This is a genomic window from Bradyrhizobium sp. CW1 (genome assembly GCF_023100665.1).
Lineage (GTDB): Bacteria > Pseudomonadota > Alphaproteobacteria > Rhizobiales > Xanthobacteraceae > Bradyrhizobium > Bradyrhizobium canariense_D.
In genome coordinates this window covers 5689830-5710146 of sequence record NZ_CP064684.1, presented here as the reverse complement: position 1 = coordinate 5710146, position 20317 = coordinate 5689830, and the positions used below count along the sequence as shown (strand labels likewise).

Below are 20317 nucleotides of genomic sequence, written 5' to 3'. Positions count from 1 at the left end.
AGTCGGTTGCGTGTCGAAACAAGCGCAGGGGAGCTGCTGATGTCGGCTGAAGCCGTTACCCAATTCGTCTCTGTGACGCGGACCGTGGACCAGGTCGCGGAGCAGCCTTTCTATATTCCGATGACGGGACCGTCAGCGCGGCCGCGGCGTTCGCTCAAGCACGACGACACCTTTATCGTGCTCGACAGCCATGGTGACATCGGCGCTTCGGCCGGCGGGCCCGATGGCCTGTTTCATCACGACACGCGCTACCTTGCGAGGCTCGAGCTCGTGCTCGACGATCTCCAGCCGTTACTGCTGGGCTCGAACCTGCGCGACGACAACTCAGCCCTGACCGTCGATCTCACCAATCCGGACATCTACCGGCAGGGCAGCCTCGTGCTGCAAAAGGACCTGCTGCACATCGTGCGCACGATCTTCCTGTGGCGCGGCACCGCGTATCAGCGCATCGGCGTGCAGAACCACGGCGACCGCCCAGCCGGCTTTGCGCTGACGCTGCTGTTCGACAACGATTTCGCCGATCTGTTCGAGGTCCGCGGCGAACGGCGCCCGCGCCGCGGCATCGGCTCGAGCCGGCTGTTGGGACCGACCGACGTGCTGTTCGATTACCGCGGTCTCGATGACGCCGAGCGCACCACGGGCCTGCATTTCGACCCGCGCCCAACCAAGTTGTCGGTGAATGCCGCGACCTGGCAGCTCGAACTCGACCCGCATGAGTCGAAATCCTTGTTCGTGGCCGTGTCCTGCAACCGGCCGGTCGCGGAGAAGCCGGCGCGCTTTTTCAGGAGCCTGCTCGCCCATCGCCGCGAGATGCGGCAATCGACGATGGGGGCGGCCAGCATCGAGACCTCCAACAACATCTTCAACGAGGTGCTGTGCCAGGCCATGGCCGACCTCAACATGCTGATGACGGAGACGCCGCAGGGCCGCTATCCCTATGCAGGAATTCCCTGGTACTCGACGACGTTCGGCCGTGACGGGCTGATCACCGCGTTGCAGATGCTGTGGGTCGATCCGCGAATCGCCAAGGGCGTGCTGCGGCGGCTCGCCCATTTCCAAGCCAAGGCGGTCGACCCGCTCGCCGATGCCGCGCCGGGCAAGATCCTGCATGAGATGCGCGGCGGCGAGATGGCGGCGCTGCGGGAGGTACCGTTCGCGCAATATTACGGCAGCGTCGATTCCACGGCCTTGTTCGTCCTGCTGGCAGGAAGCTATTTCGAACGCACCGGCGACGAGGCGACATTGACCGAGCTGTGGCCGGCGATCGAGGCGGGGCTGGCCTGGATCGACGGCCCCGGTGATCCCGACAAGGACGGCTTCGTCGAATATCAGCGCGCCACGGAAAAGGGCCTCGCCAACCAGGGCTGGAAGGATTCCTACGACGCGATCTTCCATGCTGATGGCCAGCTCGCGGAAGGCAATCTCGCGCTGGCCGAAGTGCAAGGTTACGTCTTTGCGGCCAAGCGGCTCGCCGCGCGCTGCGCGCTCCGCCTGGGCAAGCCTGATCTCGCCAAGAAGCTCGAGGCCGAGGCCAAGACGCTGGCCGAGCGTTTCGAGGCCGCGTTCTGGTGCGAGGAGCTCGGTACCTATGCGCTTGCGCTCGACGGCAAGAAGCGGCCCTGCAAGGTGCGGACCTCCAACGCCGGCCAGGTCCTGTTCAGCGGCATGATCCGCGAGGACCGCGCGCGCCTCGTCGCCGCCGATTTGATGCGGCCGCATTTCTTCTCGGGCTGGGGCATCCGCACCGTCGCGCAAGGCGAGGTGCGTTACAATCCGATGTCCTATCATGACGGGTCGATCTGGCCGCACGACAATGCGCTGATCGCGCTCGGGCTCGCGCGTTATGGGCTCAAGCATTCGGTCGCGCATGTCTTCAAGGGATTGTTCGACGCCGCGACCTACATGGACCTGCGCCGGTTGCCCGAATTGTTCTGCGGTTTCCGGCGCGAAAAGCGGCGCGGCCCGACGCTCTATCCGGTCGCCTGCGCGCCGCAGGCCTGGGCCAGCGCAACGGCGTTCACGCTATTGGAGGCGGCGCTGGGCATCGAGTTCGACGTGGCGCGCGGCGAGATCCGGCTGCGCAATCCGCATCTGCCGGCGTTCCTGCACGAGGTGATCTTGCGCGATCTGCGTCTGGGCGAGTCCAGCGTGGACCTGCGCGTCAGCCGCCATGGCGACGACGTGGCGCTGGAGGTGTTGCGCACGCGTGGCCAGATTCAGGTCTCGATCGTGCTGGCGCGCTAGCGGCGCGCCGGAAGGAGGGTGCATGCGTACCGCCGGATGGTTGGCTCTGGGCGTCGTGATCGTCTGCGGAACGACTCTCGCCGTGTCACGCGCCGCGGAGGAGTCGCCCGCACCCTCGACGGAAGCGAATGCACCGCCGACGGCGCAGCCGCCGGCGTCATCGGTCCCCGTCACGCCAAAGAATGCCGCGCCACCGCCGTCGGTCACGATCATCGGCGCGAGCGATGCGCACGGTGTGCTTGGCCGTGACGTGCTCAGCGCGGCGAACGAAGACATGGGCCGCATCGTCGACGTCATCGTCGATCGGAGCGGGCACGTGCGCGCCGCCGTGATCGATTTCGGCGGCTTCCTCGGCGTCGGCAGCCGCAAGATCGTGGTGGACTGGAACGCGCTCCGATTCGGCAAGATCACCAACAAGAAGGACAGCATCACGCTGGAATTGACCAAGGCACAGGTCGCAGCCGCGCCGGAATACAAGGAGGACACGCCGATGGTGGTACTCGGCGCGTCCGGCAGCCTGCAGCCGCTGCAAGCCGTTCAGTGAGGCGCGGGGAGGGATGGCCGCCGGTGCTGTTGTCGAGGAAGCCGAATGATGCAGACCGCGAGGGCCGCGTTGAGCAGGATAAATTCTCGGCGCCGTCGCCTGCCGGCATTCCGGCGCCGTCGCGCCAGAGCCTGCGTGGCCTCGACTGGTTCATCTTCTTCCTCGCCGACGTGCAGACCGGATTCGGGCCGTTCATCGCAGTTTATCTGACGACCCAGAAATGGACCCAGGTCGAGATCGGCCTCGTGCTGTCGATCGGCGGCATCGTTGCCCTGATCGGCCAGATGCCAGGCGGCGCCATCATCGATGCCGCCAAATCCGAACGGCTGGTCGCAGGCCTCGCCATCGCCACCATCGGCTGCTGCGCGCTCGCCTATGCGGCGATGCCAGTCTTCCCCGTGGTGGTGGCTGCGGCCACCCTGCACGCGGCTGCGAGCTGCGTGCTCGGACCGGCGATCGCGGCGATCAGCCTCGGTCTGGTCGGCCCGCTCGCGATCGGCGAGCGTCTCGGCCGCAACGCGCGCTTTGCTTCGCTTGGCAACGGCGTTGCGGCCGCGGTGATGGGAACGGCCGGCTATCTGCTGTCGAGCCGCTCGGTATTCCTGGTCACCTTTCTGCTCGCAATCCCCACCTTGATCGCACTCTCTCGCATCCGCGAGCATGAGGTCGACATCGCGCGCTGTCACGGCGAGATGCCGCGCGAGGCGGAGGATCGCGGCGACACCAATATCTGGCATCTGATCCGGCAGCGGCCGCTCATTGTCTTTGCGCTCAGCGTGCTCTTGTTGCAGCTCGCGAACGCCTCGATGATGCCGCTGATGGCAAGCGCGGTGACAGCGCGATCGAGCGAGTGGGCGACGGTGCTCGTCGCTTTTTGCATTGTCGTGCCGCAGGCGATCGTGGCGCTGCTGTCGCCGAGCGTCGGGCGCAAGGCGCAAGTATGGGGCCGCAGGCCGCTGCTGCTGATCGGATTCGCGGCGCTGACGATTCGCGGTCTGCTGTTCGCGACAGTGCGCGATCCGTATCTGCTGGTGCTGGTGCAGGTGTTCGACGGCCTCACAGCGGCGGTGTTCGCGGTGATGATCCCGCTGATCGTGGCCGACGTCGCCTTCGGCAGCGGCCATTTCAACCTCGCGCAGGGCATTGTCGGCACGGCAATGGGCATCGGCGCGTCGCTGAGCACCGCGCTTGGCGGCTATGTCAGCGATAAATTCGGCAATGCCATGGCGTTCACCGGACTGTCCGGCGTCGCGGCGACGGGACTTCTGCTTATTCTGCTTGTCATGCCGGAGACGCGGCGCAAGGGCATGATCGCAGCAAAAGAAATGGCCGGCTGAATCAATCAGCCGGCCATGAGGGGTGGGAGAGGGGAGATCAGGCGTCGAGATTGTGCAGGCGTGCGCGGTTGCGCAGCACGATATGGCGGGCGCCGGAGAAGCCGAGAATGCCCTGGGCGTGAAGCTGCGACAGCGCGCGCGAGACGGTCTCGAGCGTGAGACCGAGATAGTCGCCGATGTCGCGGCGGCACATCGGCAGCGCCATCATGCCTGCAACCGCGAGGCGGCGGTCCATTTCGAGCAGGAAGGTTGCGACGCGCTCCATCGCGGTCTTGCGGCCCAGCAGCAGCATGTGGTCCTCGGCGTGGCGAAGCTCACCGGCGGTCATCGCCCAAAGCTTGCGGGCGACCTGGACGTCGGTGGCTGCGGCCTTCTCGAGGCTCGCGCGCTTCACGAGGCGCACAGTGGTGTCGATGATAGCTTCAGCAGCAAGGCGGTGGGTGGTGCCGGATTCGAGCCCGAACACGTCGCCGGGAAGGTGGAAGGAGCCGATCTGGCGGCGGCCGTCGGAGAGAAGCTTGTAGCTGCGCACGGCGCCGGTGACGACCTGATAGACATACTCGGCCGACTCGTCCTCGCCATAGATTTCCTCTTCCTTGCGGTAGGAGAACTCGGTGGCAACGAGGCCGACATGGCCGGCGATCGCACCGAACTGGTCGGAGACGGGATGGGCGGGTGCGATCTTGCCGCCGATCTGGGTCTTGATCGCCGGGGCGTTGAAGGTCTGGGTCAGCATCTGCGCCATCTCCGTTGTGATGACGCTTAGGTACGCGGTATCGGGTGCCTCGAAAATTTCGCGAGATATCTTAAGGAGATTGCCTTACGTAGAATCCCGTAGGTCAGCTATGGACCCGGTTCTGGATGGCGTGGCGAATGCGTTTGACCAGGTTTTCGTCCAGAAGCGGCTTCAGAATCACTTCATTCACGCCCGCGGCCGCCGCCCGGGCCGAGATATTCGAGTCGGGATAGCCGGTGATCAGGATCACGGGGGTATCGCCCTCGGACTGGCGCAGTCGCCCGGCCAGCTCGATGCCGTTAATGTCAGGCATTTTGTAGTCGATCACGTAACAGTCTGCACCGGACGGGCGCGCCGCATTGAGCAGCGCCGTGGCGTTCCTGAAGGTCCGTACGGCAAAACCGTCGGTTTCCAGCAAAAACCTCAGCGAGCCAAGCACAGCGGCATCGTCGTCGACCACATAGACAGTTGGCTTTGCGGGTGACGACATCTGGAGCCGCTCGGGATGGGAGCTGATCGCAATCATTCCGATCTGGTAGCACAGGGCGAGCGGAGGGTTTTGACTTGCCTCAACTCCTGTTGACTTCAATCATTGAGCATTCCGGCGCGCATCGCTAGCCGGACCAGCTCCGACAGGCTGTTGGCCTGCATCTTGGTCATTACGTTGGCCCGGTAGACCTCGATGGTGCGCGGGCTGATGTCGTACTCGCGAGCGATCAGCTTGTTGGAGAGGCCCGCGATCAGCCCCTCCATGACCTGTCGTTCTCTGGGGCTCAGGGACGCGACGCGAGCGGCGACGTCCTGGCCCATGGCCTCGTTCCTGGCGGCCGGCTCGCCCTCGCGGATCGCGGATTCGATCATGGCGACGAGGCGGTCATCCTCGAACGGCTTTTCCAGGAAATCCATCGCACCGAGCTTCATCGCCTCGACCGCGAGCGGCACGTCGCCATGACCGGTCATGATCAGGATCGGAAACCGGCTGCGCTGCGCCTTCAGGCGCTTCAGAAGCTCGATCCCATCGATGCCGGGCATCCGCACGTCGGAGACGACGCAGCCGAAGGCGAGGCCGGGCAGGGCATCGAGAAAACTCTGCGCGTTGTCGAACAGTGTGACGCCGAAGCCGGCTGAATCCAGCAGGAAGTTCAGCGAATCCCGCATCGCCTCGTCGTCGTCAATGACGTAGATGGTTCCCTTGGTCGTCATGGATCAGTTCTCGTCAGCTGCCGGCAAGGTGAAGCGGAATGTCGCCCCACCCGATGCATTGCTCTCGGCCCACATCCGGCCGCCGTGAGCCTCGATGATCGAGCGGCTGATGGACAGTCCCACGCCCATGCCGGTGTCTTTGGTGGTGAAGAAAGTCTGAAACAGGTTTGGCATGACGTCGTCCTGGAAGCCGGAGCCGGAGTCGGAGACCTCGATCTCGATCATGTCGTCGGCGGCGCGGGTGTTGGTGACGACGAGCTCGCGCCGTGGCGACTTCGCCATCGCTTCCAGCGCGTTGCGGAAGAGGTTGACCAGCACCTGCTGGATTTGCACCCGGTCGGCGAGCACGAGATCGGCATTTGGATTGAGGCTGAACCGAAGCTGCACGTCCTGCTCGCGCGCGCCGGCGAGCCCGAGCGCGCCGGCCTCCTCGATCAGCTTGGACAGGCTCTCGACCCTTTTCTCCGATTCGCCGCGGGAGACGAAGTCGCGCAAGCGGCGGATGATCTGGCCGGCGCGCAGCGCCTGCTCGGCGGCGCGGTCCAGCGCGCTCTCGATCTTCGGCGTATTCGGATCCTGGCTTCCGGCGAGGAGCCGCCGCGACCCCTTCATGTAGTTGCTGATCGCTGCCAGCGGCTGGTTGAGCTCGTGAGCGAGCGCGGACGCCATTTCGCCCATCGCGCTCAGCCGCGAGACGTGGACAAGTTCGGACTGCAGTTCCTGGAGCCGCGCCTGGGTTTTCTGATGCTCGGTCAGATCGCGGACGAAACCGGTGAAATAGGGCTCGCCGCCCGACTGCATCTCGCCGATCGACAGGTGCATCGGAAAGGTCGTGCCGTCGCGGCGCTTGCCGGTCACGATGCGGCCGATGCCGATGATGTGTGGGTCGCTGGTGGTCCGGTAGCGCGCGATGTAGCCGTCGTGACGTGAGCTGTCGGGCTCCGGCATCAGGATGCGGACGTTCTGGCCGATCGCCTCCGACTCGGCCCAGCCGAACAGGCGCTCGGCCGCCGCGCTGAAGAGCTGGATGACGCCGTGGCCGTCGATGACGATCATGGCGTCTGGAATCGTCTGGAGGATCGAGCGGAGGTGACTCTCGCGCGTGCGCAGGGTTTCCTCGACCTGCTTCTCTTCATCGACGTCAAGAAAGATGCCGCTGAGATGTCGGGCGGCGCCGGCGTCGTCCCGAATCAGCCCCGCGCGCGCACGGATCCACTGCGCTCTGCCCAACGCCCCCGCGACCCTGAACGACACGTCGAAGCTGCCGCCCCGTTCGGAGACGTGTCGGATCGCACTCTCGATCCGCTCGCGGTCGTTCGGCTCCAGCTGGGACAGGAACAGCGCGTAACTCACCGATTGGCCAGATTCGATTCCGAACAGGATCCTGGCCGTCTCCGACCACTCCAACTCCAGTGTCTTGAGATCGAGGTCCCAGGTCCCGACGCCAAATCCTTCGATTCGAACGCGGAAATGTTCGCCCCGGCCGTCATCTTGCGGATGAATCACGCGGGTCGGCGCCAAACGATCACTCCCATTCTGATGCGGGGAACCGCACAGCGTTACCGTTGGCAATGTACCCCAGGAGGGGCCAGAGGCAAGTTCCGATGTCTTATACCATCGGCAGATTTCCGGCCGTCGCGGTGATCCAAGGTTTTGATCTATCTCATCCTGCCCCGGCGGCGGTGGGCTTACGATCGGATCAAAGCTCATTGCCCCGGAGACTCCGATGACATACGCGACCGTGATGGTCAGCCTGGCGCTCGATCAGCCCAACGAGGCGCGGCTTCAGGTCGCGGGCGAGCTTGCCGAACGATTTGAGGCGTCGATCATCGGCGTTGCTGCGGCGCAGTTCGCCCCGCCGCTCTACTTCAGCGATGGCGCCGCAGCGCAGGGACTGATCGATGAGGGAGAAGCCTCGGTCAAGCGACGCCTGGGCAGGCTCGAGGCGCAATTCCGCGCCGCGATCAGGAATCGCGGCGGGCATGTGGAATGGCGCAGCGCCATGGATTTCCCGGCGCGCTTTACGTTCGCTCAGGCACGTTGCGCCGACATCGTCGTCGCTGGCGGGCAGAGCCCGGCCTTCTCCGACGCCTTCGCGCTCGCGAGCCCAAAGGATCTGGTGATGCAGGCCGGCCGACCGATCCTGGTCGTGCCTGACGGGGTCAACTGGCTCGATCTGCGCAGCGTCCTGGTGGCGTGGAAGGATACGCCGGAAGCGCGGCGGGCGCTCGCCGATGCGCTACCATTACTGCGCAAGGCCAGGGATGTCACCGTCCTCGCAATTCCCGAAGGTGACGACGACCGCACTGCCGCGGTCGCTGGCGCGACCGACGTGACGGCGTGGCTTGCCCGCCACGGCGTGACCGCGATCACGCGCGTTTCCGAAGCGGCCCGGAACGAAACCGTCGCCGGGCAACTGGAGAAAATTGCCGGCGACGTCGGCGCCAGCATGATCGTCGCCGGTGCCTACGGTCATTCGCGCTTCCGCGAACTGATCCTCGGCGGCGTCACCCAATATCTGGTCACTCAATCTGCCCGCTGCGTGCTGCTGTCGCACTGACGCTGGAGCGATACAAGACCAATCAAAGAGGACGCGCCGTGTACAGATTCCTTGAACAGACCGTCGAAAGCTACATGACGCAGGACGTCAGGACAGTGAGGCGCGACCTCGACCTGCTCGCGCTGAGCGAGATGTTCGAGCGCGATGATTTCAATTCCTATCCGGTCGAGGACGACGGACAGGTCGTCGGCATCGTCACCAAGTTCGACATCCTGAAGTGCTTCGCCTTCACGCCGAGCCAGATGCTGCCGCGCTACCACGACCTGATGACCCGCAAAATCGGCGACGTCATGACGCCCGACTTTATCTATGTCAGCCCCGACACGCGGCTGACGCGCGTGCTCCAGATCATGGTCGAGCACCGCATCAGGAGCATCATGGTGCTCGACGGCGCGCAGAAGCTGATCGGAATCGTCGCGCGCGAGGACGTCATCGCGGCGCTCAAGGCGACGGCACGCGACTGAGGAGGCGGCTGCAGATTCGCAATTCTCGACTCCGCCATGTCACGCAGGCGGTGGGCTGCCCGTTTATGCTCTGCGGTGCCCAAGCGACTGATATCGCTCTGCGATCTACATCGGTCTCACATTAACAGAAATCCACATAGCTTGATTTCAATCAATTCCCCGCGAGGGCGAATGTGGTTTCTGGCCCTGTGTTCTTTCAGAGAGAGTCCGCATGAGCCAGCCCTCCATCTCCAAGTCCATGACGTCAGGTGAAAGCGGCCTGGCTGTCGTGTTCGCGGTCACCGCCTTCCTCTGCGTGATTGCCTCGGCCAAGGCGCTCGATGCGCCCTTCGCCTTCCATGCCGCGCTGAGCGCGGCGGCGAGCCTGGCCGCGGTCTTCTGCATCATCAACCGTTACCTCGACCGACCGGCGGCGCTGCCGCCTGCGGAGATCAACGGCCGGCCCAACTACAACATGGGGCCGATCAAGTTCTCCTCCGTCATGGCGATGTTCTGGGGCATTGCCGGCTTTCTCGTCGGCCTCATCATCGCCTCGCAACTGGCGTGGCCGGCGCTGAACTTCGATCTGCCCTGGACCAGCTTCGGCCGCCTGCGTCCGCTGCACACGTCCGCAGTGATCTTCGCCTTCGGCGGCAACGTCCTGATCGCGACGTCGTTCTACGTCGTCCAGAAGAGCTGCCGCGTGCGCCTTGCAGGCGATCTCGCGCCCTGGTTCGTCGTCGTAGGCTACAATTTCTTCATCCTGATCGCCGGCACCGGCTATCTGCTCGGCGTCACCCAGTCGAAGGAATATGCCGAGCCGGAATGGTACGCCGATCTGTGGCTGACCATCGTCTGGGTCACCTATCTGCTGGTCTTCCTTGCCACGATCATCAAGCGCAAGGAGCCGCACATCTTTGTCGCGAACTGGTTCTATCTCGCCTTCATCGTGACGATCGCGGTCTTGCATCTCGGCAACAACCCGGCGCTGCCGGTCTCGGTGTTCGGCTCGAAATCCTACATCGCCTGGGGCGGCATCCAGGATGCCATGTTCCAGTGGTGGTACGGCCACAACGCGGTCGGCTTCTTCCTGACCGCCGGCTTCCTCGCCATCATGTATTACTTCATCCCGAAGCGGGCCGAGCGGCCGATCTATTCCTACCGTCTCTCGATCATCCACTTCTGGGCGCTGATCTTCCTGTACATCTGGGCCGGCCCACACCATCTGCACTACACGGCGCTGCCGGACTGGACCCAGACGCTCGGCATGACCTTCTCCATCATGCTGTGGATGCCGTCCTGGGGCGGCATGATCAACGGCCTGATGACGCTGTCGGGCGCCTGGGACAAGCTGCGCACCGATCCCGTGCTGCGCATGCTCGTGGTCTCCGTCGCCTTCTACGGCATGTCGACCTTCGAAGGCCCGATGATGTCGATCAAGGTGGTCAACTCGCTCAGCCACTACACCGACTGGACCATCGGCCACGTGCACTCCGGCGCGCTCGGCTGGGTTGGTTTCGTCTCCTTCGGCGCGCTCTACTGCCTCGTGCCCTGGATCTGGAATCGGAAGGGCCTCTACAGCCTCAAGCTCGTTAACTGGCACTTCTGGATCGCGACGCTTGGCATCGTCCTCTACATCTCGGCGATGTGGGTGTCCGGCATCCTCCAGGGCCTGATGTGGCGCGCCTACACCTCGCTCGGCTTCCTCGAATATTCCTTCATCGAGACCGTCGAGGCGATGCATCCCTTCTACATCATCCGCGCCGCCGGCGGCGGGCTGTTCCTGATCGGCGCGCTGATCATGGCCTATAATCTCTGGATGACGGTTCGCGTCGGCGAACAGGAAGTCCAGATGCCCGTCGCTCTTCAGCCGGCGGAATGAGGAGTCTTCCATGTCGTTCTGGACACGCCACCAAATCTTCGAAAAGAACTCGATCATCCTCATCGTCGGCATCCTGCTGGTGATCGCGATCGGCGGTCTCGTCGAGATCACCCCGCTGTTCTACCTCAAGAGCACGATCGAGGCGGTCGACGGGATCAGGCCGTATACGCCGCTGGAGCTCGCCGGGCGCAACGTCTACATCCGCGAGGGCTGCTATCTCTGCCATTCGCAGATGATCCGGCCCTTGCGCGACGAGGTCGAGCGCTACGGACATTTCTCGTTGGCCGCCGAGAGCATGTACGACCATCCGTTCCAGTGGGGCTCGAAGCGCACCGGTCCCGACCTTGCCCGCGTCGGCGCCAAATATTCCGACGACTGGCATGTGACCCATCTGGCCAATCCGCGCGCGATCGTGCCGCAGTCGGTGATGCCAGGCTATCCGTTCCTCAGCCAGACCGAGGTCGATCCGGACACGATCGCCGACCACATGCGCACGCTGCGGACCGTCGGCACGCCCTACACCGACGACCAGATCGCCAATGCGGGCGCCGACATGAAGGCCCAGGCCGATCCTGACAATGCCGACTCCGACGCTTTCACCAAGCGCTACGCCAAGGCCGTGGTGCGCAACTTCGACGGCAAGGCCGGCACGCCGACCGAGATGGACGCGCTGATCGCCTATCTCCAGATGCTAGGCACGCTGGTCGATTTCAAGATCTACAACGAGAAAGCCAATCTTCGCTGAGAAGGCACCCACGATGAAAGCCATCCTGACACTCGACAATCTCGCGTCCGGTCTCGTGACCACGATCTGGACGCCGGTGTTCGTCGCGATCTTTCTCGCGATCATCGCCTACGCATTATGGCCCCGTAACAAGGCTGCGTTCGACGAAGCAGCACACCTGCCGTTGCGGGAGGAGTGAGAGACCATGACCGATCATCATAGCGACATCGATTCCGTCACCGGCAAGTCCACGACCGGACATGAATGGGACGGCATCAAGGAGCTCAACACGCCGCTGCCGCGCTGGTGGGTGATCAGCTTCTACCTCACCATCGTCTGGTCGATCGGCTACTGGATCGTGTATCCGGCCTGGCCGCTGATCTCCAGCAATACCACGGGCCTGTTCGGCTACTCGACACGCGCCGATGTCGCGGTCGAGCTCGCCAATCTCGAGAAGATCCGCGGAGCCAAGATGGTTGCGCTGGGCGCGGCCTCGCTCGCCGACATCGAGAAGGACCCGGCGCTGCTGGCGCTCGCGCGCGCCAAGGGCAAGACCGTGTTCGGCGACAATTGCGCGCCATGTCACGGCTCAGGCGGCGCGGGTGCCAAGGGCTATCCGAATCTGAACGACGACGACTGGCTGTGGGGCGGTTCGCTCGACCAGATCATGCAGACCATCCAGTTCGGCGCACGTTCCGGCCACGCCAAGACGCATGAAGGCCAGATGCTCGCATTCGGCAAGGACGGCGTGCTGAAGCCGGATGAGATCGTCACGGCCGCCAACTATGTCCGGGCACTGTCGGGCCTTCCGACCCGCAAGGGCTATGACGCGGCCAAGGGCGAGAAGATCTTCGCGGAGAATTGCGTCGCCTGCCATGGCGACGGCGGCAAGGGCAACCCGGAGATGGGTGCCCCTAACCTGACCGATAAGATCTGGCTCTATGGTTCGGACGAGGCGACGCTGATCGAGACCATCAGCCAGGGCCGCGCGGGCGTGATGCCGGCCTGGGAAGGGCGGCTCGATCCCGCCACCATCAAGGCGATGGCAGTTTACGTCCACTCGCTGGGCGGCGGAAAATAGCCAATCCGGGACACGCGGAGGCGAACAAAAAAAGCCCCCGCTTGCGCTGGATCAACTGACGCGGCGGCGTCGGGTGTAGGTTTTATCGCACCTCTCGAAAAGCTGCAGGCGATGAACAGGACCGCGAACCCAAAAGAGCTCCCATTAGACGATGACAACGGGCCGCTCTATGTGGCCCAGAAGAAAGTCTATCCCCAGAGCACCTCTGGCACCTTCCGCCGGATCAAATGGGGCCTGATGGCCTTCTGCCTCGGCGTCTACTACTTCCTGCCGTTCGTGCGCTGGAACCGCGGACTCGGCGCTCCCAGCCAAGCGGTGCTGATCGATCTTCCCAACAGTCGCTTCTATTTCTTCTTCATCGAGCTGTGGCCGCAGGAGGTCTACTACTTCACCGGCCTGCTGATCGTCGCCGCGGTGGCGCTATTCCTGATGAACTCGGTCGGCGGCCGTATCTGGTGCGGCTATCTCTGTCCGCAGACGGTGTGGACCGACCTGTTCTATGCGGTCGAGCGTCTGATCGAGGGTGACCGGCGCGAGCGGATGAAGAAGGACAAATCGTCCGACCCGATGAAGCTGGAGCGGATCTCCGAGATCGTGCTCAAGCATTCGATCTGGCTCTTGATCGGCTGGTGGACCGGCGGCGCCTGGGTGCTCTATTTCAACGACGCACCGACGCTGGTCAAGGAACTCGTCACGTTCCAGGCGCCGATGCTCGCCTATGTCTGGATCGGCATTCTCACCGCGACGACCTATCTGCTCGCCGGCTACATGCGCGAGCAGGTCTGCACCTATATGTGCCCGTGGCCGCGCATCCAGGCGGCGCTGACCGATGAATGGGCGCTCAACGTCACCTACCGCTACGACCGCGGCGAGAAGCGTACGTCGGTGAAGAAGGCGGCCGAGCTGCGCGCGCTCGGGCAGCAGGTTGGTGATTGCGTCGATTGCTACCAGTGCGTGGCGGTCTGCCCGACCGGCATCGACATCCGCAACGGACCGCAGATGGAATGCATCCAGTGCGGGCTCTGCATTGATGCCTGCGACAATGTGATGACGAAAATCGGCCGGCCGAAGCGGCTGATCGGCTATGACAACGACGTCAACATCCAGCGCCGCCAGGAAGGCAAGGCGCCGATCTACCGCATCGTCCGGGCCCGCACCGTCGCCTACAGCGCGATCATCGCGGCGGTCGGCGGCATCATGATCTATACGCTGGCGACTCGCAGCCTGCTCGACGTCAACGTGCTGCACGACCGCAACCCGGTCGCGGTCAGGCTCAGCGACGGCTCGATCCGCAATGCCTACACGGTGCGGCTGCTCAACAAGAGCGGTTACGACCGGGTCATCGCGATCGACGCGAGCGGCCCGGTCAATGCGACAATCCATGTCATCGGAATCGATTCTGTGACGCCGGACCGGCCGATGATCGTGGTTCCGCGCGACTCCACCAGCGAACTGCGGCTGCTCGTGACCGCTCCGGTGGAGGGCAATCCGGAAAAGTCCATCCCGGTTCACTTTCACGTCACCGATATCGGCCTCGGCGAAGTCGCCAGCGCCACCGACAATTTCGTCGCGCCCTAGGATCAGGAGTTCGCCATGGCAACCAAGCCGCTGACCGGAACCAAGGTGTTTCTGATGCTGGTCGCCTTCTTCGGCGTCGTGATCGGCGTCAACGCGACCATGATGAAGCTCGCGATCGCGACGCTGCCAGGGACGGACGTCGACAGCCCCTATGCCGCTGGGCTCGCCTATGACCGCGAGATCTCGGCGGCGCAGGACCAGGCTGCGCGCAAATGGAAGGTCAACGCCCATGTCGAGCGCCGCGCCGATGGCGGCGCCGTGCTTCAGGTCGAGGTGCGCGACGCGAGCGGCCAGCCGATCGCCGGACTGAAATTCGGCGGCCGCCTGGAGCGGCCGACCGACAAGCGCGCCGATCTCGCCATCGAGCTCTCGGAGGCCGGCATCGGCCTCTATCGCGGCAATGTCGCATCGGTCGCGCCGGGCCAATGGGACCTGGTGATCGAGGGCGAGGCGCGGGGAACGCGCGTGTTCATGTCCCGCAACCGCGTGATCCTGAACTGAAGGATTTTGCCATGCACGTCTCGCGGGACTTTTCGCATTACGTCCGGACTGCGGGCGAGGGCGTCCAGCACATCGATCTCGCGGTCGAGGGCGTGCACTGCGCCGGCTGTATGGCCAAGATCGAGCGCGGGCTGTCCGCGATTCCCGACGTCACGCTGGCGCGCGTGAACCTCACCGACCGGCGCGTTGCGCTGGAATGGAAGGCGGGCAAGCTCGATCCTATCAGCTTCATCGATCGCCTCGAAGAGCTCGGCTACAAGGCCTATCCTTACGAGACCGAGAGCGCGGAGGCGACCGAGGTCGCCGAATCGCGCTTCCTGCTGCGTTGCCTCGGCGTCGCCGCGTTCGCCACCATGAACGTGATGATGCTGTCGATCCCGGTGTGGTCCGGCAACGTCTCTGACATGCTGCCGGAGCAGCGCGATTTCTTCCACTGGCTGTCGGCGCTGATCGCGCTGCCGGCGGCGGCCTATGCCGGCCAGCCGTTCTTCCGCTCGGCCTGGCGCGCGCTGTCGGCCAGGACCACCAACATGGACGTGCCGATCTCGATCGGCGTGACGCTGGCGCTCGGCATGTCCGTGGTCGAGACCATCAACCACGCCGAGCACGCCTATTTCGACGCGGCGATCATGCTGCTCACTTTCCTCCTGGTCGGTCGCTTCCTCGACCAGAACATGCGGCGGCGGACCCGCGCGGTCGCGGGCAATCTCGCCGCGCTTAAGGCGGAGACCGCGGCCAAGTTCGTCGGGCCCGACGAGATATCCCAAGTGCCGGTGGCCGCGATCTATCCCGGCGACATCGTGCTGCTGCGGCCCGGCGAGCGCTGCGCGGTCGACGGCACTGTGATCGAGGGCCGTTCCGAGATCGACCAGAGCCTGATCACCGGCGAGACGCTCTATGTCACGGCCGAGCAGGGCACGCCGGTCTATGCGGGATCGATGAACATCTCGGGGACCTTGCGGGTGCGGGTCTCGGCGGCCTCCGAGGCGACGCTGCTCGCCGAGATCACGCGGCTGCTCGACAATGCGCTGCAGGCGCGCTCGCGCTACATGCGGCTCGCAGACCGCGCTTCGCGACTCTACGCGCCGGTGGTGCATGCCACCGCGCTCGTCACCATCCTCGGCTGGGTCATCGCGGGCGCCGGCTGGCATGATGCCATCGTGACCGGCGTCGCGGTGCTGATCATCACCTGTCCCTGCGCGCTCGGGCTCGCCATTCCGACGGTACAGACCGTGGCCTCTGGCGCGATGTTCAAGGCTGGTGTCCTGCTGAATTCCGGCGATGCCATCGAGCGTCTCGCGGAAGCCGATCACGTCGTCTTCGACAAGACCGGCACGCTGACGCTGCCCGATCTCGAAGTGATGAATGCGGCCGATATTCCCGCTGATATCTTCGAGCTTGCCGGACGGCTTGCGCTGTCGAGCCATCATCCGGTCGCCGCCGCGGTCGCGCAGGCCTCTGACGCCAGATCGCCGATCGTCGGCGCGGTCGAGGAGGCCGGCCAGGGCGTGCGTGCTGTGGTCGATGGCATCGAGGTTCGCCTCGGTCGTCCTTCTTTCTGCGGCGCCGAGACGCTGGTCTCGGACGTGACAAATCTGGATCCCGAAGCCTCGGTCGTCGGTTTCAGCAAGGGCAGCGAAAAATTCATCCTCTCCGTGCGCCAGGGCCTCCGCCCCGATGCGCAAGCTGTGATCGCGGCGCTGAAGGCGCGCAATATCGGCATCGAGATTCTCTCCGGCGACCGTGAACCGGCGGTGATCGCGGCGGCCCATGCGCTGGGCATCTCCGAATGGCGAGCCGGCGTGACCCCGGCCGACAAGATCGCGCGGATCGAGGTCCTGAAGCAGCGGGGCATGAAGGTCCTGATGGTCGGCGACGGCATGAACGATGCGCCCTCGCTGGCGGCGGCCCATGTCTCGATATCGCCGATCTCGGCCGCGCATTTGAGCCAAGCGACCGCCGATCTCGTCTTCCTCGGCCGGCCGCTGGCCCCGGTTGTCGCCGCCATCGATGCTTCGCGCAAGGCGCTGCACCTGATGCGGCAGAATCTCTGGCTGGCGATCGGCTACAATTTCCTCGCGGTGCCGGTCGCGATCAGCGGCGTCGTCACGCCGCTGATCGCGGCTGCCGCCATGAGCGGATCGTCGATCCTGGTGATGCTGAATTCGCTGCGTGCGCGCGGCGCCCCGCGGGAGATCGTGTGATGGAAATCCTGGTCATCCTGGTGCCGCTGGCGCTGATGCTCGGTCTCGCCGGTCTGGCCGCATTCCTTTGGTCGCTTCGAAGCGGCCAGTACGACGATCTCGACGGCGCCGCCTGGCGCGCCATCGCCGACGACGAGCCGCCGCAGGAGGCGCCGGCCAAGCGCTAGCGCTTCAAGGCGAGCGTCAGCAGGGCCGCGACAGCGAGCGCCAGGCCCACCCCGGCCACGCAGGCATGCCAGCCATACGCGTCGAACAGCCGGCCGAGGACGGCGGTGCCGACGAGCCCACCGCAGAAATAGCAGGCGAGATAGGTGCCGCTGGCGATGCCGCGGTTTACAGCCGCAGCCTGTCCGACGAATCCTGTCGCAGCCGCTTGCGCGGAAAAGGTGCCGCTTCCGACCAGAACCATCCCGGCGAGGACCGCGCCCAGGTGCGGGACCAACATCAGCGGCAAGCCGACCCCGGCGATGGCGAGCGAGCCCCAGATCGTCGGACGCGTTCCGAGGCGCGACGCCACTTTGCCAGCCAGCAACGTGGTGACCACCGACGGCAGGAAGACGAAGTAAACGAAGCCGAGGTCCATCATGCCCAGCGACAGCGGTGGTCGAACCAGAACGAAATTGACGAATGTGAAGGTGCCGATGAATGCGAACAGGATGCAGAAGCCGATGCCGTAGGCGGCACGCAGCCGTGCATCCTGCCACTGCGCGATCGTCGCGGCAAACGCCGATGCCGTCGACGTCGTTGCACGCGTCGGCTGTACGCGCGCAATGGTGAAATAGACCAGGGCGGCACCGGCCAGATTGAGGGCCGCGAAGAAGTAGAAATTCCATGCCAGGCCAAGGCTATCGGCGATCGCGGCCGACACCAGCCGGCCGACGAGATTGCTGGCGACGTTTCCTGTGATGTAGGCGGCAAAGGCGCCGCCGGAATCCATTGCGCTGCATTGCTCGCCGAGATGAGCCAATGTCAACGCGAAGGCGGATGCCATGCAGAGGCCCTGCGCGACCCGCAGGCCGGTGAAGACGGCAAGATTGGGCGCAGTCGCCAGCAGGCTCGTCGGAATCGCGAGCAGGGTCAGGCTGAGCAGGATGCCGGTCCGCCTGTCGATGTGCGGGCTGAGAAGGCCGACGACGAGGCCTGCGACAGCCATGCCGAACGTGCTGGCGTTGACGGCCAGGCTCATCGCGGCCGGCGTGACGCCGTAGCGGCGCGTCAGCGAGGGCAGGATCGCCTGCGTCGCGAAGAGATCGACGACCGTCAGGAAGGCAGTGAGGCCGATCACGAGAGAGCGAAGCGCAAGACCTGGTGAATGCGCGTCCATCGTCATCGCGGTTGGTTTGATCGGCGCGGAAAGATCGGTCATGGCAGGCCTCCCTTGTGATGAATGTGGCGCCCGCATGCGGGGCAGCATGGGGATCGCGGGCGCCACATTCCGTCACGCGTGCGCTGGGGTCGCGCACCCGTTACATGTTGTGGTCGTGCGGGTCCTTGCGGACGTCGCCGACATAGAGAATGACCGTTTCCTTGCCGAGGTTCTTCCACCAGTGCGAGGTGCCGGACACCTCCGGGCGGATGTCGCCGGCCTTGTGCACGATCGGATCGACGCAGTTGGAAACGTGTTCGACGATCTCGCCTTGCTGCACGAAGATCAGGGCAGGGCGGTCGTCATGGCTGTGCCAGGGCACGATGCCGCCGGGCTCGATGGTCAGCTTGCGGAAGCGCAGCTCGTGGCCTTCGATATGCGCCGGCTGTTTGCCGAGGTCGATGGCGCCGAGCGTGACGTCGGTGACGCCGACCGGCTTGTAGTCGACCATCTGCTGCGCGTTCGGCTTGATCTTGTCGGCCGGGCATTCGCCGGCGGAGACTGGCTGCGCCGAGAGTGTCAATACGCCGAGGATGGCCAGGCCGGGCCAGACCGCACGCGACAATGTGTGATGCTTGAACATCGGGACGTCTCCTGTGTTGGCCGCAACCGCAATGGTCGCTGGCTCTGTTGGGACTTTCGTCGAGAGGGCGCTCGTTCTGAAATGCTCTTTCGCTCTCGCTGCGATAGACCGGCGCTATCGGGCCCGATAGGCGCTCGCTATCGAACCGATTGGGGATTGGCATTTCCGCTTCCCGAGCGACTGGCGTTCGATGGTGGGGCGCCCGGTTGGCGGGCGTTCACGTCACTCCGGAGGAACATCTCATGACGAAATTGTCCAAGACCTTGATTGCCACGGCTGCGTTCGTGGTCATCGCCACATCGGCCTTCTCGGAAGCCACATGGGACTTCAAGGCCGGCATGGCCTACCTGTATGGCGGACCCGGCAAGATGTCGGCGATGGCCATGGCCCCGGCGGAGAAGAACCACGAGGCCATGATGAAGAACGCCAAGAAAGTCCCCGACAACACCGTCTTCTTCATGGACAACGGATCGCTGTATTCCACCTCGGGGCGGCTGGACCCGACCGGCAATTTCTACGTGAACTGATCGCGTGCGCATGACGGCCGCCCCTTGCGGGCGGCCGGATCGGGCACCTAATATTCGTCCCCTGAACGCTGGAGCGCAAGATGACCTCTCTCTCGCCGGCCGATGCCGAGCGGCTTAAACACGCCTTCCAGCGCTGCCGTGACATGGATGGCACGCTGAACGAGCAACTCCGCGCCTATGCCGACGCCAGCCGCGACGTGTTCCCGGCCTATGGCGAGGCAGTCGACAATCTGGTGACCAGATTGAATGGAAACGGCGGCGGCGAGACCGCGCCGCGTCCGGGCGAGTCGATGCCGCCGTTCATGTTGCCGGACGAGAGCGGGCGTCTCGTCGCGCTGTCCTCACTGCTGGAGAGCGGCCCGGTCGCCGTGATGTTTTTCCGCGGCCATTGGTGTCCCTATTGCCGGCTCAATGTCCGCGCGGTGGTCCAGGCGCTGGACCGCGTCGAGTCCATGGGTGCGCGCATAGTCGCGATCATGCCGGAGACGCAGGAATACACCCAGCAGCTCAAGGCGGAAGCTGGTGCCCCATTTCCGATCCTGACCGACCTCGACAACGGCTATGCGTTGTCGCTCAATCTCGCGATCTGGCTCGGTGCCGAGATCCAGCACCTGTTGTCCTATCAGGACATGGCGAAATTCCACGGCAATGATGGCTGGATGCTGCCGATCCCGGCCGCGTTCGTCGTTGGTCGCGACGGTCTCGTGAAAGCCCGCTTCGTCGATCCGGATTTCCGCAAGCGAATCGAGATCGATGATCTGCTTGAAGCGTTGGAAGGCGCGAGCAGGGAGGCCTGAAAGAGTG

The 20317-nt window shown here is 64.5% G+C and carries 21 protein-coding genes; 15 read left to right on the top strand and 6 right to left on the bottom strand.

Going from position 1 to position 20317, the window contains the following annotated elements; all coding sequences use genetic code 11:
- Nucleotides 1-39: 39 nt before the first annotated feature.
- The 3 genes from IVB54_RS27855 to IVB54_RS27845 are packed head-to-tail and all read left to right on the top strand — an operon-like array spanning nt 40 to nt 4125.
- Entirely contained in the window at nt 40-2244 is a 2205-nt protein-coding gene (locus IVB54_RS27855; RefSeq protein ID WP_026233311.1) for an amylo-alpha-1,6-glucosidase, read from the top strand.
- Between the two features lie 22 nt (nt 2245-2266).
- Nucleotides 2267-2788, top strand: coding sequence for a PRC-barrel domain-containing protein (locus IVB54_RS27850; RefSeq protein WP_026233310.1), 522 nt, complete (start codon nt 2267-2269; stop codon nt 2786-2788).
- A gap of 23 nt (nt 2789-2811) precedes the next feature.
- Nucleotides 2812-4125 (top strand): MFS transporter, encoded by a 1314-nt coding sequence (locus tag IVB54_RS27845; protein ID WP_166517750.1) that lies wholly within the window; start codon nt 2812-2814, stop codon nt 4123-4125.
- Between the two features lie 37 nt (nt 4126-4162).
- Here the strand turns inward: IVB54_RS27845 and IVB54_RS27840 are convergent, their stop codons facing one another.
- The 4 genes from IVB54_RS27840 to fixL all read right to left on the bottom strand — a co-directional run bounded on the left by IVB54_RS27840 (nt 4163) and on the right by fixL (nt 7585).
- Nucleotides 4163-4861, bottom strand: a complete 699-nt coding sequence (locus IVB54_RS27840) for a helix-turn-helix domain-containing protein (RefSeq protein ID WP_026233309.1) — start codon at nt 4859-4861, stop codon at nt 4163-4165.
- Nucleotides 4862-4964: 103 nt separating this feature from the next.
- Complete coding sequence (locus IVB54_RS27835; RefSeq protein ID WP_018457138.1) at nt 4965-5387, bottom strand: response regulator; 423 nt, start codon at nt 5385-5387, stop codon at nt 4965-4967.
- Between the two features lie 59 nt (nt 5388-5446).
- Nucleotides 5447-6064, bottom strand: a complete 618-nt coding sequence (gene fixJ / locus IVB54_RS27830; RefSeq protein WP_018457137.1) for a response regulator FixJ — start codon at nt 6062-6064, stop codon at nt 5447-5449.
- A gap of 3 nt (nt 6065-6067) precedes the next feature.
- Entirely contained in the window at nt 6068-7585 is a 1518-nt protein-coding gene (gene fixL / locus IVB54_RS27825; RefSeq protein WP_247363498.1) for a sensor protein FixL, read from the bottom strand.
- 205 nt (nt 7586-7790) lie between these two features.
- Here fixL and IVB54_RS27820 point away from each other — a divergent pair, with 205 nt between their 5' ends.
- The 10 genes from IVB54_RS27820 to ccoS all read left to right on the top strand — a co-directional run bounded on the left by IVB54_RS27820 (nt 7791) and on the right by ccoS (nt 17204).
- The gene (locus IVB54_RS27820) at nt 7791-8624 is read left to right on the top strand and encodes a universal stress protein (protein ID WP_018457135.1); all 834 of its coding nucleotides are present in this window, start codon (nt 7791-7793) and stop codon (nt 8622-8624) included.
- 38 nt (nt 8625-8662) lie between these two features.
- Nucleotides 8663-9088 (top strand): CBS domain-containing protein, encoded by a 426-nt coding sequence (locus tag IVB54_RS27815; protein WP_018457134.1) that lies wholly within the window; start codon nt 8663-8665, stop codon nt 9086-9088.
- 211 nt (nt 9089-9299) lie between these two features.
- The gene (gene ccoN / locus IVB54_RS27810; RefSeq protein ID WP_007607681.1) at nt 9300-10949 is read left to right on the top strand and encodes a cytochrome-c oxidase, cbb3-type subunit I; all 1650 of its coding nucleotides are present in this window, start codon (nt 9300-9302) and stop codon (nt 10947-10949) included.
- A gap of 10 nt (nt 10950-10959) precedes the next feature.
- Entirely contained in the window at nt 10960-11694 is a 735-nt protein-coding gene (gene ccoO, locus IVB54_RS27805; protein ID WP_018457133.1) for a cytochrome-c oxidase, cbb3-type subunit II, read from the top strand.
- 13 nt (nt 11695-11707) lie between these two features.
- The gene (locus IVB54_RS27800) at nt 11708-11872 is read left to right on the top strand and encodes a CcoQ/FixQ family Cbb3-type cytochrome c oxidase assembly chaperone (protein ID WP_018457132.1); all 165 of its coding nucleotides are present in this window, start codon (nt 11708-11710) and stop codon (nt 11870-11872) included.
- Between the two features lie 6 nt (nt 11873-11878).
- On the top strand, nt 11879-12754 hold the full coding sequence (ccoP, locus tag IVB54_RS27795) for a cytochrome-c oxidase, cbb3-type subunit III (RefSeq protein ID WP_018457131.1): 876 nt from the start codon (nt 11879-11881) through the stop codon (nt 12752-12754).
- Nucleotides 12755-12865: 111 nt separating this feature from the next.
- A complete protein-coding gene (gene ccoG / locus IVB54_RS27790; protein WP_018457130.1) occupies nt 12866-14332 on the top strand; it encodes a cytochrome c oxidase accessory protein CcoG in 1467 nt (488 codons plus the stop codon).
- Between the two features lie 15 nt (nt 14333-14347).
- Nucleotides 14348-14833, top strand: coding sequence for a FixH family protein (locus IVB54_RS27785; protein ID WP_018457129.1), 486 nt, complete (start codon nt 14348-14350; stop codon nt 14831-14833).
- A gap of 11 nt (nt 14834-14844) precedes the next feature.
- The gene (locus IVB54_RS27780) at nt 14845-17037 is read left to right on the top strand and encodes a cation-translocating P-type ATPase (protein WP_247363496.1); all 2193 of its coding nucleotides are present in this window, start codon (nt 14845-14847) and stop codon (nt 17035-17037) included.
- Nucleotides 17037-17204 carry a cbb3-type cytochrome oxidase assembly protein CcoS gene (gene ccoS, locus IVB54_RS27775; RefSeq protein ID WP_007594007.1) on the top strand — a complete coding sequence of 56 codons (168 nt, stop codon included), beginning with the start codon at nt 17037-17039 and terminating at the stop codon, nt 17202-17204. Before IVB54_RS27780 ends, ccoS begins: the two co-directional genes overlap by 1 nt.
- Here the strand turns inward: ccoS and IVB54_RS27770 are convergent.
- Both IVB54_RS27770 and IVB54_RS27765 read right to left on the bottom strand, forming a co-directional pair.
- A complete protein-coding gene (locus IVB54_RS27770; protein WP_085352100.1) occupies nt 17201-18403 on the bottom strand; it encodes an MFS transporter in 1203 nt (400 codons plus the stop codon). The two genes, ccoS and IVB54_RS27770, sit on opposite strands and share 4 nt — an antisense overlap.
- A gap of 100 nt (nt 18404-18503) precedes the next feature.
- Entirely contained in the window at nt 18504-18986 is a 483-nt protein-coding gene (locus IVB54_RS27765; RefSeq protein WP_018457126.1) for a cupin domain-containing protein, read from the bottom strand.
- Nucleotides 18987-19228: 242 nt separating this feature from the next.
- On the opposite strand from IVB54_RS27765, the gene IVB54_RS27760 reads away from it, so the two are divergent.
- Nucleotides 19229-19513, top strand: coding sequence for a hypothetical protein (locus tag IVB54_RS27760; protein ID WP_018457125.1), 285 nt, complete (start codon nt 19229-19231; stop codon nt 19511-19513).
- 80 nt (nt 19514-19593) lie between these two features.
- Entirely contained in the window at nt 19594-20310 is a 717-nt protein-coding gene (locus IVB54_RS27755) for a peroxiredoxin-like family protein (RefSeq protein ID WP_018457124.1), read from the top strand.
- Nucleotides 20311-20317: the final 7 nt, after the last annotated feature.

Bases quoted from the DNA above. Each gene is read 5' to 3' on its own strand.
- IVB54_RS27855 (WP_026233311.1), top strand. From the start codon at position 40: ATGTCGGCTGAAGCCGTTACCCAATTCGTCTCTGTGACGCGGACCGTG.
- IVB54_RS27850 (WP_026233310.1), top strand. From the start codon at position 2,267: ATGCGTACCGCCGGATGGTTGGCTCTGGGCGTCGTGATCGTCTGCGGA.
- IVB54_RS27840 (WP_026233309.1), bottom strand. From the start codon at position 4,861: ATGCTGACCCAGACCTTCAACGCCCCGGCGATCAAGACCCAGATCGGC.
- IVB54_RS27835 (WP_018457138.1), bottom strand. From the start codon at position 5,387: ATGATTGCGATCAGCTCCCATCCCGAGCGGCTCCAGATGTCGTCACCC.
- fixJ (WP_018457137.1), bottom strand. From the start codon at position 6,064: ATGACGACCAAGGGAACCATCTACGTCATTGACGACGACGAGGCGATG.
- IVB54_RS27820 (WP_018457135.1), top strand. From the start codon at position 7,791: ATGACATACGCGACCGTGATGGTCAGCCTGGCGCTCGATCAGCCCAAC.
- ccoN (WP_007607681.1), top strand. From the start codon at position 9,300: ATGAGCCAGCCCTCCATCTCCAAGTCCATGACGTCAGGTGAAAGCGGC.
- ccoO (WP_018457133.1), top strand. From the start codon at position 10,960: ATGTCGTTCTGGACACGCCACCAAATCTTCGAAAAGAACTCGATCATC.
- IVB54_RS27800 (WP_018457132.1), top strand. From the start codon at position 11,708: ATGAAAGCCATCCTGACACTCGACAATCTCGCGTCCGGTCTCGTGACC.
- ccoP (WP_018457131.1), top strand. From the start codon at position 11,879: ATGACCGATCATCATAGCGACATCGATTCCGTCACCGGCAAGTCCACG.
- ccoG (WP_018457130.1), top strand. From the start codon at position 12,866: ATGAACAGGACCGCGAACCCAAAAGAGCTCCCATTAGACGATGACAAC.
- IVB54_RS27785 (WP_018457129.1), top strand. From the start codon at position 14,348: ATGGCAACCAAGCCGCTGACCGGAACCAAGGTGTTTCTGATGCTGGTC.
- IVB54_RS27780 (WP_247363496.1), top strand. From the start codon at position 14,845: ATGCACGTCTCGCGGGACTTTTCGCATTACGTCCGGACTGCGGGCGAG.
- ccoS (WP_007594007.1), top strand. From the start codon at position 17,037: ATGGAAATCCTGGTCATCCTGGTGCCGCTGGCGCTGATGCTCGGTCTC.
- IVB54_RS27770 (WP_085352100.1), bottom strand. From the start codon at position 18,403: ATGACCGATCTTTCCGCGCCGATCAAACCAACCGCGATGACGATGGAC.
- IVB54_RS27765 (WP_018457126.1), bottom strand. From the start codon at position 18,986: ATGTTCAAGCATCACACATTGTCGCGTGCGGTCTGGCCCGGCCTGGCC.
- IVB54_RS27760 (WP_018457125.1), top strand. From the start codon at position 19,229: ATGACGAAATTGTCCAAGACCTTGATTGCCACGGCTGCGTTCGTGGTC.
- IVB54_RS27755 (WP_018457124.1), top strand. From the start codon at position 19,594: ATGACCTCTCTCTCGCCGGCCGATGCCGAGCGGCTTAAACACGCCTTC.